Annotated in this window: 12 protein-coding genes and 1 pseudogene; 10 read left to right on the forward strand and 3 right to left on the reverse strand. The window is 75.3% G+C overall.

Annotated features, from left to right (window positions below; all coding sequences use genetic code 11):
* Window positions 1-17 precede the first annotated feature (17 nt).
* From ACWD4P_RS30090 to ACWD4P_RS30110, 5 genes are all read left to right on the forward strand, one after another.
* The gene (locus ACWD4P_RS30090; protein ID WP_359830756.1) at window positions 18-944 is read left to right on the forward strand and encodes an LLM class F420-dependent oxidoreductase; all 927 of its coding nucleotides are present in this window, start codon (window positions 18-20) and stop codon (window positions 942-944) included.
* Between the two features lie 153 nt (window positions 945-1,097).
* Window positions 1,098-1,748: an AAA family ATPase gene (locus ACWD4P_RS30095; protein ID WP_449781819.1), complete on the forward strand. Its 651-nt coding sequence runs from the start codon at window positions 1,098-1,100 to the stop codon at window positions 1,746-1,748.
* 94 nt (window positions 1,749-1,842) lie between these two features.
* Window positions 1,843-2,814: a zinc metalloprotease gene (locus tag ACWD4P_RS30100; protein WP_449781811.1), complete on the forward strand. Its 972-nt coding sequence runs from the start codon at window positions 1,843-1,845 to the stop codon at window positions 2,812-2,814.
* Between the two features lie 239 nt (window positions 2,815-3,053).
* The gene (locus tag ACWD4P_RS30105; RefSeq protein WP_359831768.1) at window positions 3,054-3,515 is read left to right on the forward strand and encodes a universal stress protein; all 462 of its coding nucleotides are present in this window, start codon (window positions 3,054-3,056) and stop codon (window positions 3,513-3,515) included.
* Between the two features lie 58 nt (window positions 3,516-3,573).
* Entirely contained in the window at window positions 3,574-4,422 is an 849-nt protein-coding gene (locus ACWD4P_RS30110; protein WP_449781812.1) for a DNA-formamidopyrimidine glycosylase family protein, read from the forward strand.
* On the opposite strand, the gene ACWD4P_RS30115 is transcribed toward ACWD4P_RS30110, so the two are convergent.
* Both ACWD4P_RS30115 and ACWD4P_RS30120 read right to left on the reverse strand, forming a co-directional pair.
* Complete coding sequence (locus ACWD4P_RS30115) at window positions 4,370-5,005, reverse strand: uridine kinase (RefSeq protein WP_449781813.1); 636 nt, start codon at window positions 5,003-5,005, stop codon at window positions 4,370-4,372. The genes ACWD4P_RS30110 and ACWD4P_RS30115 overlap by 53 nt on opposite strands.
* Window positions 5,006-5,091: 86 nt before the next feature.
* The gene (locus ACWD4P_RS30120; RefSeq protein ID WP_449781814.1) at window positions 5,092-6,405 is read right to left on the reverse strand and encodes an outer membrane protein assembly factor BamB family protein; all 1,314 of its coding nucleotides are present in this window, start codon (window positions 6,403-6,405) and stop codon (window positions 5,092-5,094) included.
* A gap of 162 nt (window positions 6,406-6,567) precedes the next feature.
* Here ACWD4P_RS30120 and ACWD4P_RS30125 point away from each other — a divergent pair.
* Window positions 6,568-7,135, forward strand: a pseudogene (locus ACWD4P_RS30125) (Uma2 family endonuclease).
* Window positions 7,136-7,145: 10 nt separating this feature from the next.
* Here ACWD4P_RS30125 and ACWD4P_RS30130 read toward each other — a convergent pair.
* Complete coding sequence (locus tag ACWD4P_RS30130; RefSeq protein WP_359825016.1) at window positions 7,146-7,478, reverse strand: DUF4326 domain-containing protein; 333 nt, start codon at window positions 7,476-7,478, stop codon at window positions 7,146-7,148.
* Between the two features lie 128 nt (window positions 7,479-7,606).
* Here ACWD4P_RS30130 and ACWD4P_RS30135 point away from each other — a divergent pair, with 128 nt between their 5' ends.
* From ACWD4P_RS30135 to ACWD4P_RS30150, 4 genes are all read left to right on the forward strand, one after another.
* Window positions 7,607-10,147 (forward strand): SpoIIE family protein phosphatase, encoded by a 2,541-nt coding sequence (locus tag ACWD4P_RS30135; RefSeq protein ID WP_449781815.1) that lies wholly within the window; start codon window positions 7,607-7,609, stop codon window positions 10,145-10,147.
* 115 nt (window positions 10,148-10,262) lie between these two features.
* Window positions 10,263-11,927, forward strand: coding sequence for a sensor histidine kinase (locus ACWD4P_RS30140; protein WP_449781816.1), 1,665 nt, complete (start codon window positions 10,263-10,265; stop codon window positions 11,925-11,927).
* Between the two features lie 148 nt (window positions 11,928-12,075).
* Window positions 12,076-12,744 (forward strand): response regulator transcription factor, encoded by a 669-nt coding sequence (locus ACWD4P_RS30145; RefSeq protein ID WP_359825049.1) that lies wholly within the window; start codon window positions 12,076-12,078, stop codon window positions 12,742-12,744.
* A gap of 588 nt (window positions 12,745-13,332) precedes the next feature.
* Window positions 13,333-14,103 carry a transglycosylase family protein gene (locus ACWD4P_RS30150; RefSeq protein ID WP_359825023.1) on the forward strand — a complete coding sequence of 257 codons (771 nt, stop codon included), beginning with the start codon at window positions 13,333-13,335 and terminating at the stop codon, window positions 14,101-14,103.
* Window positions 14,104-14,247 lie beyond the last annotated feature (144 nt).

Here is a 14,247-nt window from a genome sequence, read left to right on the forward strand (position 1 = left end):
GTACCAGAATGGCCGGCATGGACCTCCGCATCTTCACCGAGCCCCAGCAGGGTGCGAGCTACGACACCCTCCTCAAGGTCGCCCGCACCGCCGAGGAGCTCGGCGCCTTCAGCGCCTTCTTCCGCTCCGACCACTACCTGAGGATGGGCGACGCCGACGGCCTGCCCGGGCCCACCGACGCCTGGATCACCCTGGCCGGCCTCGCCCGCGACACCAGCACCATCCGCCTGGGCACCCTGATGACCGCCGCCACCTTCCGGCTGCCGGGCGTCACCGCCATCCAGGTCGCCCAGGTGGACGCCATGAGCGGCGGCCGGGTCGAGTTCGGCCTCGGCGCCGGCTGGTACGAGGCCGAGCACACCGCGTACGGCATCCCCTTCCCCAAGGAGAAGTTCGGGCGGCTGGAGGAGCAGCTGGCGATCATCACCGGGCTGTGGCGAACCAAGCTCGGCGACACCTTCGACTTCACCGGCGAGTACTACACGCTGACCGACTCGCCCGCGCTGCCCAAGCCCGCCCAGGAGCACGTCCCGGTGCTGGTCGGCGGCCACGGCCCGGTGCGCACCCCGGCCCTGGCGGCCCGGTTCGCCGACGAGTTCAACCTGCCGTTCGCCTCCGTGGACGACACCTCCGCCCAGTTCGGCCGGGTCCGCGCCGCCGTGGAGCGGGCCGGGCGCTCCGCGTCCGACCTGGTCTACTCCAACGCCCTGGTGGCCTGCGTCGGCCGCGACGACGCCGAGGTCGCCCGCCGGGCCGCCGCGATCGGCCGCGAGGTGGCGGAGCTGAAGGAGAACGGCCTGGCCGGCACCCCGGACGAGGTGGTCGAGAAGCTCGGCCGGTACGCGGCGGTCGGCAGCGAGCGGATCTACCTCCAGATCCTCGACCTGGACGACCTCGACCACCTGGAGGTGATCGCCTCCCGGGTCGCCCCGCAGCTGGGCTGACGTCCGCCGCCGGGCCCGAGCGCCCGGGGGACCCCGGTCGCACCCGCGCCGACCTCCGCCCTTTACTCGTTTTTGGGAATGCGCCATGCTCCTTGGACGGGGAGCGGTGGACGGGGAACGGCGGGGGGAGACCGGGTGAGCCGGACGAGAGCGATGCCGACGGCGGCGGTGCCGAGGGTGCCGCCGCCGCGCACCGCCGGGGAGCGGGTCGTCCTGCCCGCGCCGCACGACCCGCCCGCCCGGCACGAGCTGCGCGGCCCCGGACCGGCGGTGCTGCGCTACCCCGCCGGGGACCTGCTGGTCGTCACCGGCCTGCCCGGCAGCGGCAAGAGCACCCTGATGCGCCGCTGCGTCCGCGCCCCGCTGATCGACTCCCAGCTGGTCCGCGAGGAGTACGCGGCCCGGCTTCCCGGCCGTCTGCCGTACGCGCTCTACCGCCCGCTGGCCCGGCTCGCCCACTACCGGCGGCTGCGCCGGGCCGTCCTGGACGGCGGGCCGCTCGCGGTGCACGACTGCGGCACCCAGCCCTGGGTGCGCGCCTGGCTGGTCGGCACCGCCGCGCGGCAGGGCCGCCGGGTGCACCTGCTGCTGCTCGACGTCGACCCGGCCGAGGCGCTGGACGGGCAGCGGCGGCGCCGGCGCGGCGTCTCGCGCTACGCCTTCGCCCGGCACCGGGCCGCGGTCGCCCGGCTGCGCCGCCGGATGCTGGAGGCCGACGGGCCGCCGGCCGGCTGTGCGTCGGCCGTGGTACTCGACCGGGCCGCCGCGCGCGCCCTGCGGGAGATCGACTTCACGGCGTCGTAGTCTCGGCGAGTCCGCGCCGGGGCGCCGGCGGGTCCGGCCGGAGCAGGCCCCCGGGCGCGGCCGAGACCCCGTCGACTCCCCGTCAGGAGCGCTGATGCGCCGTACTGCCCGGGTGCGCCCGCGTGCCCCCCGCCTGTTCCCCTGCGCCGCCGCGCTGGTCGCCGCGGCCGGTCTGAGCCAGTTCGCCGCACCGGCCGCGCACCGTGCCGCCGCCGCCCCGGCCGTGTGCGCGGCCGGCGGCGGTGCGGCCGGCGCCGCCGCGAGGCTGCCGGCCGGGAGCCGGGCGGACCGCGACCCGAACGAGGTCAGCGCCGCGGAGGCCCGGGCGATGCAGGCCGACCTCGACCAGCGGCTCGCCGAACTGGGCGGCGGCCGGCGCCGGGCCGCGAACCCGACCACCATCCCCGTCCGGTTCCACGTGATCCACGACGGCGACACCGGGCGGCTGGACCAGGCCGCCGTCGCCGGCCAGATCGACCACCTCAACGAGAGCTACGGCGGCCGCGGCGAGGGCAACGCCCCGAGCCCGTTCCACTTCGAACTGGTCGGCACCGACTGGACCGACAACGCCTCCTGGTACGCCGGCATGACCCCGGGCTCCTCGGCCGAGCAGACCATGAAGGCCGCCCTGCGCCAGGGCGACCAGGGCACCCTCAACCTCTACACCGCCCGCCTCGGCGACTCCCTGCTCGGCTGGTCGACCTTCCCGAACGCGTACCGGACCAACCCGGTCGACGACGGCGTGGTGGTGCTCGACGCCTCCCTGCCGGGCGGTGCCGCCACCCACTACGACGAGGGCGACACCGCGACCCACGAGATCGGCCACTGGCTCGGCCTGTTCCACACCTTCCAGAACGGCTGCCGGGCCCCGGGCGACTACGTGGAGGACACCCCGGCCGAGCGCACCGCCGCCTCCGGCTGCCCCGAGGGCCGGGACACCTGCACCGGCCCCGGACTCGACCCGATCCACAACTTCATGGACTACAGCTACGACTCCTGCATGACCCAGTTCACTCCCGGACAGGTCCAGCGGATGTCCAACTCCTGGACTGCCTACCGGAGTTGACCGACATCTGGGCCCGGCCCGGCGGGACGACGCGAGGCGGAGCGGCGTTCGTCCGCCGGTGGCGCGGAACCGCGGCGCGGCCGGCCGGGCGGCCCGGCATCCTCCCGGGTCCGGAAGCCCGGCTGCAATCGATTTGAATGCCGCGGGCCGCTTCCGGCGTGGCAGATACCGGCCGTTTGTCCGATTTGATCTATGTTCGGAGGGTCGGGACCGATCAGGAGCAACCGAAGGAGCAAGGCATGAGTGCCAATCCCCGGATCGTCGTCGGCGTGGACGGCTCGCCCGCCTCGGAGCAGGCGCTGAGCTGGGCGATCGACTACGCGCGGGCCGTCGGCGGGACGATCCACGCGATCGCCGCCTGGGAGTACCCGGCCTTCTACGGCTGGGCCGGACAGGGCGTGCCGACCGTCGAGACCTTCAACCCCGAGGAACTCGCCGGCCAGACCCTCACCGAGACCGTCGCCAAGGTGGCCGGCGACGACGCCGGCGTGCGGATCACCGAGAGCGTGGTGCCCGGCAACCCCGCCAAGGCGCTGCTGGAAGCCGCCGAGGGCGCCGCACTGCTCGTCGTCGGCAGCCGCGGCCTGGGCGGCTTCTCCGGTGTGCTGCTCGGCTCGGTCAGCCGCCACCTCACCGAGCACGCGCCCTGCCCGGTGGTCGTGGTGCGCGAGGCCCACGGCGACAAGGAGCCGTCCGAGTAGGACGCCGGGGCCGGGGGCCGGTGCCCCGCCGGGCCGCCGCGCGGACCAGAATGGAGTCATGCCAGAAGGTGACTCCGTCTACCGCGTGGCGGCCCACTTGCACGAGGCCCTCGCCGGACAGCCGCTGACCAGCGCCGACCTGCGGGTGCCCGCGCACGCCACCGCCGACCTCACCGGCCGCCGGGTGCTGGAGGTCGCCCCGCGCGGCAAGCACCTGCTCACCCGCTTCGAGGGCGGCCTCACCCTGCACACCCACCTGCGGATGGACGGCCGCTGGGTGGTCTACCGCCCCGGCGAACGGTGGACCGCGGGCCCCGACTGGCAGGTCCGCGCCGTCCTCGGCACCGACCGGGGCACCGCCGTCGGCTACCGGCTGCCCGTCGTGGAACTGCTGCGCACCGCCGACGAACGGCGGATAGTCGGCCACCTCGGCCCCGACCTGCTCGGCCCCGACTGGGACCCGGGCGAAGCCGTCCGCCGGCTGCTCGCCCGTCCGGGCCGCCCGGTCGTCGAGGCCCTGCTCGACCAGCGCAACCTCGCCGGGATCGGCAACGTCTACGCCAACGAGCTGTGCTTCGTCGCGGGCGTCACCCCCTGGACCGAGGTCGGCGAACTCCCGCACCCGGACCGGCTGGTGGAGCGCGCCCGGCAGATGCTGGAGGCCAACAAGCTGCGCCCCGGCCACATCACCACCGGCGACACCCGGCCCGGCTACCAGCACTGGGTGTACGGCCGGGCCGGGCGGCCCTGCCCGCGCTGCGTCACCCCCGTGGCCACCGGGCGCCAGGGCGCGCCGCCGCGCGACCGGGCGGTGTACTGGTGCCCGTACTGCCAGCGCGGCCCGGCCCCCGAGGTCACCCCCGCTCGACCAGCGCGGGGTGGCGCGGGTCGTCCACCCGGACGGTGACGTCGGCGGCCTCGGCCGGGACGGTCTCCGTCTCGTAGCGGGCGAAGGCGGGCAGCGTCCACTGCTCGTCGGCCGGTGTGCGGCGGGCCAGCGCGGCCGGACCCAGGGCCAGGTGGACGGTCAGCTCCAGCGGCAGCCAGCGGCCGAGCAGCAGCGCGCCGTCCAGCAACAGCACGCCACCGGGCGGGAGTTCGGTGTACGGGGCGCGAGTGGACCGGTCGGCGACCGGGTCCCGCAGGGAGGGCAGGACACGGCCGCTGCCGCCCGGCTCCAGCGGGTCGAGCACCTCGCGGGCCAGGGCGCCGTCGTCGAGCCAGAGGTCGTGGAAGGCGTCCGCGTCGTGGTGGCCGTACTCCAGCCGGATCGAGGCCGGGCGAAGGAAGCCGGCGGCCGAGACCCGCAGCGCCGGGAGGCCGCGCAGCCGCAGCGGATCCACCAGCGCGTCGGCGAGCGCCTCGGGGCGGGCGGCGGCCGCGCCGTCCACGGCCACCCGCAGGTACCGGCCGCCGGCCCCGGGCAGGGCGGCGATGCGGTCGGCGAGCAGCTCGGCCAGGTTGTCGGGGGAGATCGGGCGTACCTGCATCGGGCCATCCTGCCGGTTCGTGCGGTCGTCGGTGCGCTCCGGGCGCTCCGGGCGCTCCGGTCCGAAGACACCGGGGCCGAGGGGGCTCAGAGCGGGAGGGCGTGCAGGACGTCGTCGTGGCCGGCGTAGAGCCGGCCCCAGCCGCTGGCGACGGTCCAGGGGCCCCTGGCCGGGCCGGAGTCGCGGAAGGTCCAGCCGAGTTCTCCGGTCGAGGTGTAGACCGCGCAGACCCCGGCGTCGGCCGTACCCGGGACGAACAGCGTCTTGTCGCCGAGCAGCACGCGGTTGCGGCGGTCCAGCGGGAAGGGCAGCCGGCAGGACCAGAGCACGGTGTCGGAGGAGGTGTCGTGGCAGGTGATGAGGCCCTCGTCCCACGGGATGTACAGCTGGGGGCCGTCCACGATCGGCGCCAGCGCCCGCCGGGACTCGCCCGGGGCGGGGGAGTGGGACCAGGCCGGCTTGCCCGCGGTCGACAGCTCGCGCACGCCGCCCTTGCCGTCGGGGACGAGGAAGGAGTTGTAGCCGCTGACGCACCAGCGCAGGCCCTCCTCGCCGGGGGCCGTCCACACCTCGCGGCCCGTGGCGGCGTCCCGGACCGCCAGCTCGGTGCGGCCGGCGACGACGCGCAGGCAGGCGAGGTGGTGGGTGAACCCGGTCCGGGTCGCGGGCGTGACGGGCAGCTCCTGCTCCTCGGTGCGCACGGACCAGAGCAGGGTGCGGTCGGTGACCCGCAGCGCGAAAAGGTAGTGCGCCGGAAGGCGGCCGTCCGACTTCGGCCGGCCCCAGGAACAGCCGTAGAGGACGCCGGGGTCGTGGGGGTCGAAGCCGGCCAGCCGGGTCTGCTCCTGGAGCTCGTCGGGCAGCGGCAGGCTCCAGTCGGCGGCGGAGTCGGTGAAATGGCGGGCCTCGACGTGGCCCTGGTAGGTGGTGAAGAGGTGTTCCGGCCCGAGCACCACCGGGTCGAGAGCCTCGGAGCCGCCGGGCAGGCTCCGGGCGGACGGCGGGTCGAAGACCAGCAGCCGGCCCGGGGCGCCCGTGGTGTGGTCGAGGACCTGCAGGCCGTTCCTGGACAGGTAGAGCGGCCGGCTCGGCAGGCCGGTGGCGATCCGCTCCGGGGTCATCGCCGCCGGGCCGCGGTAGGTCCAGAGCGGCGTCGGCCCGGACAGGGAGGTCGGCCCCGGCGCGGGCCGGGCCGTACCGCCACCCGAACGGCCGAACGCGGCCCAGGCGGCCCCGCCAGCAGCGATCACTCCGGCACCGAGCAGCAGCTGCCGCCGGCTCGGCCGGGGGCGCTCCCCGCCGCCCGCGACCACGTCCTCGGAGGCCTCGCCGCCGTCCGTCCCCTCGTCCCACTGCCACGACGCTCCGTGTGCGGACCCCTCGGACGACGGCGACTGCATACGGTTCTCGCTTCCCCACCGGCGGCCCCTCGCCGCCACCCGCCCGGAGGATATCGAACAGCCCCCGAACCGTCCGAAGTCCCCGCACCGCTCGTACGAGGGCTCGTACTAGGCTGTGGCCCACAGCACGAGACCCGCCCAACGGCCCGGGGGAGGTACGCCGTGACAGCCGAGCCGATCGCACCCGAGTGGATGCACCGGCAGATCACCAGTGAGCAGTACGACTCCTGGACCGACGAGCAGTGTGCGGGCATCGAGATCGTCGACGGGATGGTGGTCGTGTCCCCGAGCGCTTCCAGGCGGCACAACCGGCTCGTCCGGATCCTGGCGAACGCCCTGGACGAGGCGGGGGGGCGTCGAGTGGAACGCCGACACCGACTTCGACGTGAGACTGCAGGACGTGCCGCTGAACAACCGTCGGCCGGACGTGGTGGTTTACCGCGCGGACACGATCGACGAGTCGCCGACCAGACCGGAGCACGTCCTGCTGCTGGTCGAGGTCGTCTCACCGGGCTCGGAGACCACCGACCGGGTGGTCAAGCTCGACCAGTACGCCAGGGCGGGCGTCCCCTTCTACTGGCGGGTCGAGCAGGCCGCCGGCCGGGTGCCGGTCGTCCACACCTACGTGCTGGACGCGGCCGCGGCCACGTACCGGGCGGGGGAGCTGTTCACCGGGCCGGTCAAGGCCGTGGCGCCCTACCCGGTGGAGGTGGACCTCTCCGGGCTGTGAGGGGCCGGGCTCAGTGCTTCCTCGGCGGGTGGTCCGCCAGGTCGGCGAGGACGTCGGCGTGGCAGGGGAGCGGGGCGCACCAGCAGCCGAGGCGCCGGCCGCGCAGGGGCGGGACGAGGGCCAGCAGGTCGGGGTGGGAGAGCAGGTGCTCGCGGTACTTGACGACCATCTCCTCGCGGGTGAGGTCGGGGCCCGGGTGGTACGGGCAGTGCAGCGGGGACTCGGCGAGGTGCCAGCCGCCGCGGTGCATGGCGCGGCCGACGTAGACGACGTCCCGGAACCCGGGGTCGTCGCGGTGGCCCTTGAGGTTGACCACGGTGGTGCGGCGGGATTCGCTCGGCATGCCGTCCATGCTGCGGTACACCGGGCGGTGGGGCACACCGGGTCGCGGGGCACACCGGGTGGTGGGGCGGCCCGGGGCCGGGGCGGGCTCGCCTTGACACCGCCCCGGGCCGGGCGTAGCAAAAGAGCATGCGCCATCCGCACGCGACCGGTGGGGCCCCCGGGGCGCGGCCCGGTCCGGCCCGGCCGCGGGAGCCCGGTGCCGGCGCGGAGGCGGGCCGGGCGGCACCGCGGTCCGTCCGGGAGACGGCCCGGCGGGCGGACCACCGGCGGGACGAGCTGTCCGCCGGGGCGGTGCGCCGGGTGCTGGGGACGGCCGGGGCGTACGGCGCACTGGTCCACCTGCGCTCGCGGGACCACCGTTCGCTGGTGCTGCGCACGATCGCGGGGGTGCCGCCGGCGGTGCTGAACCCGTTCCGACGGGTGGCCGCCACGGGGCCGCTGCCGGTCGCGGTCTGCTTCCGGACCGGGCACGTGATCACCCTGACCGGCACCGAGGACACCATGCGGCGCTTCCCGCAGCTCGCGGTCGGCCTGCCGTACGACTTCGCCTCCGCCTGCGTGCCGGTGGCGCACGGCGGGGAGCGGTTCGGGGTGCTGAGCGGTCTGTGGCCCGCCTCGGACGACGGGGTGCCGCCCGCGGGAGTCGGGCGGCTGGCCGAGGCGGCCGCCCGGCTCGGCGAGGAGCTGGCCGGCCTGGCCGAGCCGGGGCAGTCGGTGGAGCCCGGCGGCGAGGTGGCCGTGGTGGAGCTGCCGCCGCCGTCGGCGGTGCCCGCCCGGGTCGGGCTGTTCGACTGGGACGTGGCCACCGGGGCGCTCGCCGCCGACGAGCGGTTCCGGGAGATCTTCGGCTTCGGGCCGGGCGAGTTCGACGGCACGGTGGCCGCGCTGAACCGCCGGGTCGCCCCCGGCGACCTGCCGGAGTTCCGGGCCGCCGCCCGCATCGCGCTGGAGCGCGGCGAGGTGCTCGCCGCCCGGGTCCGGGTGCTCGGGGCGGACGGCCTGCCGTACCCGGTGGAGCTGTGGGCCCGGGTGCCGGTGGGGATCACCGCCGACCGGACCCACCTGGTCGGCGCGGTGCTGGACGTCCGGGCCCTGACCGCGGCCACGGCCGCCGTCGAACGGCTGCACGAGGGCGTGTTCTCGCTCGACCCGGACGGCCGGATCGGCTACGCCAACCGCGCCGCCGAGCCGCTGCTCGGGGCCCGCCGCGAGGACCTGCTCGGCCGCCACCCCTGGGACGCGCTGCCCTGGCTCGCCGACCCCTTCTACGAGAACCGCTACCGCGCCGCCCTGCTCTCCCAGCGGCCCACCACCTTCCTGGCCGCCCGGCCGCCGGACGGCTGGCTCGCCTTCTCGCTCTACCCGGACGCACACGGCGTGACCGGCCGGGTGGTCGCGGCCGAGGCGCCGGAGGGTGCCGCCGAACCGCCCGCCGCCCCGCCGCCCTCCGTCCGCACCCGGGCCGGCGGCACCGTGGGCGGCACCCACCACCTGCTCCAGCTGGCGAGCGCGCTCACCGAGGCGGTCACCGTGCGGGACGTCTGCCGGGCGGTGGCCGAGGAGATCCTGCCGGCCTTCGGCGGCCAGGAGCTCGCCATCTACGCGGTGCGCGAGCAGCACCTCCACTTGCTCCTGGAGACCGGCTACCCGGACGGCTTCCTGGACGCCTTCGAGGGCCTGTCGATCGACACCCGGGTGCCCGGCTCGGAGACGCTCAGGACCGGCACCCCGATCTTCTTCGAGTCGGTGCGCGAACTCGCCGCCACCTATCCCGGCCTGGCCCTGGACGAGATGGGCGCCTGGGCCTTCCTGCCGCTGATCGCCTCCGGCCGGCCGGTCGGCAGCTGCATCATCGGCTTCGAGGGACCGCGCCCGTTCACCGTGGAGGAACGCGGCCTGCTCACCGCGCTCGGCGGCTTCATCGCCCAGGCGCTGGAGCGCGCCCGGTTGTACGACGCCGAGTTCGCGCTGGCCCGCGGCCTGCAGCAGGCGCTGCTGCCGCACCGGCTGCCCGAGGTGCCCGGCATCCGGATCACCGCCCGCTACCTGCCCGGCACCCAGGGCATGGAGATCGGCGGCGACTGGTACGACGCGATCGTCACCGACGGGGACGTCACCCTGGTGATCGGCGACGTCGAGGGGCACAGTGTCGGCGCGGCCGCCGCGATGGGGCAGCTGCGCAGTGCCGTGCGCGCCTTCGCCACCGGCGGCGACCCGCCCGACGCGGTGCTCGCCCGCACCAACCGGCTGCTGCTCGACCTCGACCCCGGGCTGCTCGCCAGCTGCTGCCTGGTCCGGCTGACGCCGGCCGCCGGGCTCGCCCGGATCGCCCGGGCCGGCCACCTGCCGCCGGTGCTGCGCCACCCGGGCGGGCGGGCCGAGGCGCTGTACGTCCCGGGCGGGCCGCTGCTCGGAGTGGTCGACCGGGCCGACTACCCGGTCAGCGAGCTGCGGCTGGGCAGCGGCGCGCTGCTCGCCCTCTACACGGACGGGCTGGTGGAGGACCCGGCGGCGGCGATCGACCAGGGCGTGGACCGGCTGCGGGCCGCGCTGGCCCGGGCCGCGGCGGGGGAGGGGCTGGAGCAGGCGGCCGAGCGGCTGCTGCGCGAGGTCGGCTCGACCCGCCGGGTGGACGACGTGGCGCTGCTGCTCACGGCCTTCGGCTGAGCTCTGCCCGGGCGGGGCGGGCGGCCCCGGAGCGGCTGACCAGGCGACTTTCGTCGGCGGGGGCGGAGACGAAGGAGGACGGCGGGCCGTCCGCCCGGACCGATAGCCTCGATGTGTGGAAGCGATCGCGCGGGCCTGGAAGACGGCGGTACGGACGGCACTGCCGGGGCCCTGGCGGCCCCGGCGGGTGGTGGGCGAGGCGGTGGCCGCCCTGCTGATGGGCGGGTTCACCACGTTGGTGGAGCTGGTGTCCGACGGCGTTGCGCCGGTGCTGTTCGGGATCGCCGTCGCGGTGCTGTGGGTGCTGCGCAAGGGCCTGCCGGCCGGTGTGCTGGTCGTCACCGCGGCCCTGTCCGGCTGCGGGCCCGGGCCGATGGCGATGCTGGTCTGCGCGGGCTGGACGGCCGGTGCGCGGATCCGCCGGGTCTGGTCGATGGTCGCCGCCTTCGTGGTGGGCTGGGTGCTGTTCACCGCGTCGGGCGTGGTGAAGGACGCCATCACGTTCTCGCCGAAGCTGGTCCTGCCGCTGTCGCTGGGCCTCTTCCTGGTGCTCGCCGTGCTTCCGGCGCTCTACGGCCGCTACCGGGCGCAGCGCCGCGCCCTGCTGGACGCGCTGCGCGAACGCAACGAGCAGCTGCTGCGCGAGCGGGTCATGGTGGTGCACCAGGCGCGGCTGCGCGAGCGGCACCGGATCGCCCAGGACATGCACGACAGCCTGGGCCACCAGCTGGCGCTGATCTCGGTGCACTCGGGTGCGCTGGAGGTGGACCGGACGCTGACCGACCGGCAGCGCGAGGCGGTCGGGGTGCTGCGCCAGGCGGCGGTCGCGGCGATGCGGGAACTGCGCGAGGTGGTCGGGGTGCTGCACGACGAGTCGACGGCGGTGCCGCCCGCCACCGGACCGGTCACCGCCGCGGGGACGCCGGCCCGGGGCGGGGTGGACGGCGTCGAGGGGCTGGTGGAGTCCTCCCGGGCGGCCGGGGCGCAGGTCGACCTCGTCCTGGAGGGCGAGCGGCGTCCGCTGTCGGCCGCGGTCGACCACGCGGCGTACCGGATCGTGCAGGAGGCGCTCACCAACGCGCACAAGCACGCTCCCGGCGCGCCGATCGGCGTCGCGCTGCGGTACGAGCCGGACGCGCTGGTGGTGGAGGTGACCAACGCCCGCGCACCGGAGCTCGTGGGGGCACGCGCCGTCGCGGGCGCGGCCGTCAGCGGCGGACAGGGGCTGACCGGCCTGCGGGAGCGCGCCCGGTTGACCGGCGGCATGGTGCACGCCGGGCCCACGCCGGAGCAGGGCTTCCGGCTGGCGGCGGTGCTGCCGTACGAGGGGGCGGAGCAGGACGCGGCGGCGGACGGCGCGGAGGACTGGGTGGTGGACGGTCTGCCGCCCGTCGAGGAGCCGAAGCGCGGGCGGCGCAGCCCGGCGATGGGCTGCGCCGTCGGGGTGGTCGCGATCGTGGTGATCGTGCTCGGGCTGCTGGTCTGGGGCGTGGTCGCCTTCGTGCAGAGCACCAACGACGCGACCCTGCAGAAGCCGATGTACGACCAGATCCGGGTGGGCACCGCGGAGTCCGAGGTGCTGCAGACGCTTCCGCGCGGGAGTGACTTCATCACCGACACGTACAAGGGGACGGGGCCGGAGGTGCCGGAGGGCGCGCACTGCCGCTGGTACGTCCTGAGCGGTGCGCCCGGGGCCGGCTGGAACGAGGACCACGTGGCGCGATTCTGCTTCCGGGACGGGGCGTTGGTGGAGAAACAGGAGTACGTGGCCCGGGGCTGAGTGCGCCCGTGCGCCGGCGGGTGCTCCGGTGGGGCGGGCCGGGCCGGTTTCGGAGCGGGGTGGTCCGGATCGGGGCGGTTCGGAGCGTTCGCTCCGGGATGTGAGGATGGTGCCGCAGCCGAAGCACCGTTCGAGGGGAATGACCAGCGTGATCCGAGTCCTCGTCGCCGACGACGAGCCGCTGATCCGGGCCGGGATCAGGATGATCCTCGGCTCCGCCGACGACATCGAGGTGGTCGCGGAGGCCGCCGACGGCCGGGAGGCGCTGGAGCTCGCGCGGGCGCACCGGGTGGACGTGGTGCTGTTGGACATCCAGATGCCGGTGATGGACGGTCTGACGGCGCTCGGGGAACTGGCGAAGGCCGCCCCCGGCGCGCGGGCACTGATCCTCACCACCTTCGGGGAGCGCGAGAACGTCCTGCGCGCCGTGACCGAGGGCGGAGCCGGGTTCCTGCTCAAGGACACCGCGCCGAACGAGCTGATCCAGGCCGTCCGGGCGGCGGCGGGTGGCAACGCCTTCCTCTCGCCGGCCGCCACCCGGCACATCGTCGACTCGCTGGCCTCCGGCCGCAGCGCCTCGCTGGCCGCCCGCGCGGTGGCGGCGCGGCGCCGGCTGGAGGTGCTCACCCCGCGCGAGCTGGAGGTGTTGGCCCTGCTCGGAGAGGGTCTGTCCAACGCCGACGCGGGGGCGCGGATCCACATGAGCGAGGCGACGGTGAAGACGTACGTGAGCCGGATCCTGGCCAAGCTGGGCTGTGAGAACCGGGTCCAGGCGGCGCTGTTGGCGCGGGATGCGGAGCTCGACGACCGTTGCTGAGCGTGCCTTTGCGGTCGCTGTGCGTGTCGGGTGTGACGGATGCCACTCGGCGGGCGCGCGGAACCGGGAACTCCGGGTTCGAAGGTGACGGTACGTCAGCTGACGATTCCTCAGCGTCGACGGTGTGCCGGCTTTCTTGGGTGGACAGGTGTGAGTGAGGGCACGGAATTTGACCGTTTGATCTTGAAAATTCGGTCAAATCCTTTCAAATCGGGCATGGTTTCTTGATCGATACCGCCGGTAACGGTCAACTGACCTGCGACGTCCAAGAATTGCTTGCTGCGTCCGGGTGATGCCCCCTAGCTTCATTGGCGGCGCAACGAGCGCCACCCGGGTTCACCCCGACGCACTGCCCGCCGACTGACCCGCGGCGCGAGGGCGGTGCCCGCCGACTGACCCGCGGCGCGAGGGCGGTGCCCGCCGACGATGCCGGCTCGAACAGGCCGACGGCGTGCGGAGGTGACCGGGGCGGCACGGCACGTCCGACACGTGTCCGGCCGCCGTCGAGTGAGGTGAGCGAAAAGACTGCCGGCCCATGTCCCGGGCCTGGTTCCGCATGCCCACCCGGGACTTGTCGAGAGGAACTGTATGAATCCCCGTCACGAGACCGCCGCAGCCACCGACAACACCGCCGACACCGCCGGAACCACCGGCACCAAGCGCCGCCGCGTGCGGATGGCGGTCGTCGCGGGCGCCGCCGTCGCGGCCCTGCCGGTGGCCGGCCTCGTCACGGCCACCTCGGCCTCCGCCGCGACCACCTCGACCTGGGACGCCGTCGCCCAGTGCGAGAGCGGCGGGAACTGGAGCACCAGCACCGGCAACGGGTTCCACGGCGGACTGCAGTTCTCCCCGTCGACCTGGGCCGCGTACGGCGGCACCGCGTACGCCCCCCAGGCCAGCAAGGCGAGCAGGGAGCAGCAGATCGCCGTCGCGGAGAAGGTCCTCGCGTCGCAGGGCCCGGGCGCCTGGCCCGTCTGCTCGCGGAAGGCCGGCCTGGGCAAGGGCGGCGCCCCGGCCGCCGTCGACACCTCGGGCAGCACGGCGGACAAGCCCGCCAAGCCCGCCAAGCCCGCCCCGAAGGCGGCGAAGCCCGCGGCCAAGCCCGCTGCCGCGCCCGCCGCCAAGCCCGCCGCCGCGCAGCAGGCGCCCCAGGGGCGGCCCTCCGCCAAGCCCGCGCAGTCCGCGCCGGCCGCGCCGAAGAACACCGCCCCGGGTGACTACACCGTCCGGAGCGGCGACACCCTGAGCGACATCGCGGCCAAGTTCGGCACCGACACGGACAGCCTGTACCGGAAGAACCTGCGCACCATCGGCGACGACCCGGACCTGATCTACCCGGGCCAGACGCTGACCGTCTGACGGGACGGCGCCCGGCAGGGCCCTGCCGGGCGAGGGGGGGGGCGCCCCCCCCCCCCGGGGGCCGGCCGCCCCCGGCGGGTGTCCACCCCCAAAGAAACCCACAAAAAAAGAAAAAACCGTCTTTTGTGTGGCTGTTTGTTTTAT

This window comes from Kitasatospora sp. NPDC002543, from assembly GCF_053594915.1.

What these genes read in the sequence shown, in the direction of transcription:
- ACWD4P_RS30105 (WP_359831768.1), top strand. Translation starts at nt 3,054, where the DNA reads ATGAGTGCCAATCCCCGGATCGTCGTCGGCGTGGACGGCTCGCCCGCC.
- ACWD4P_RS30150 (WP_359825023.1), top strand. Translation starts at nt 13,333, where the DNA reads ATGAATCCCCGTCACGAGACCGCCGCAGCCACCGACAACACCGCCGAC.
- ACWD4P_RS30115 (WP_449781813.1), bottom strand. Translation starts at nt 5,005, where the DNA reads ATGCAGGTACGCCCGATCTCCCCCGACAACCTGGCCGAGCTGCTCGCC.
- ACWD4P_RS30130 (WP_359825016.1), bottom strand. Translation starts at nt 7,478, where the DNA reads ATGCCGAGCGAATCCCGCCGCACCACCGTGGTCAACCTCAAGGGCCAC.
- ACWD4P_RS30095 (WP_449781819.1), top strand. Translation starts at nt 1,098, where the DNA reads ATGCCGACGGCGGCGGTGCCGAGGGTGCCGCCGCCGCGCACCGCCGGG.
- ACWD4P_RS30135 (WP_449781815.1), top strand. Translation starts at nt 7,607, where the DNA reads ATGCGCCATCCGCACGCGACCGGTGGGGCCCCCGGGGCGCGGCCCGGT.
- ACWD4P_RS30090 (WP_359830756.1), top strand. Translation starts at nt 18, where the DNA reads ATGGACCTCCGCATCTTCACCGAGCCCCAGCAGGGTGCGAGCTACGAC.
- ACWD4P_RS30110 (WP_449781812.1), top strand. Translation starts at nt 3,574, where the DNA reads ATGCCAGAAGGTGACTCCGTCTACCGCGTGGCGGCCCACTTGCACGAG.
- ACWD4P_RS30100 (WP_449781811.1), top strand. Translation starts at nt 1,843, where the DNA reads ATGCGCCGTACTGCCCGGGTGCGCCCGCGTGCCCCCCGCCTGTTCCCC.
- ACWD4P_RS30120 (WP_449781814.1), bottom strand. Translation starts at nt 6,405, where the DNA reads ATGCAGTCGCCGTCGTCCGAGGGGTCCGCACACGGAGCGTCGTGGCAG.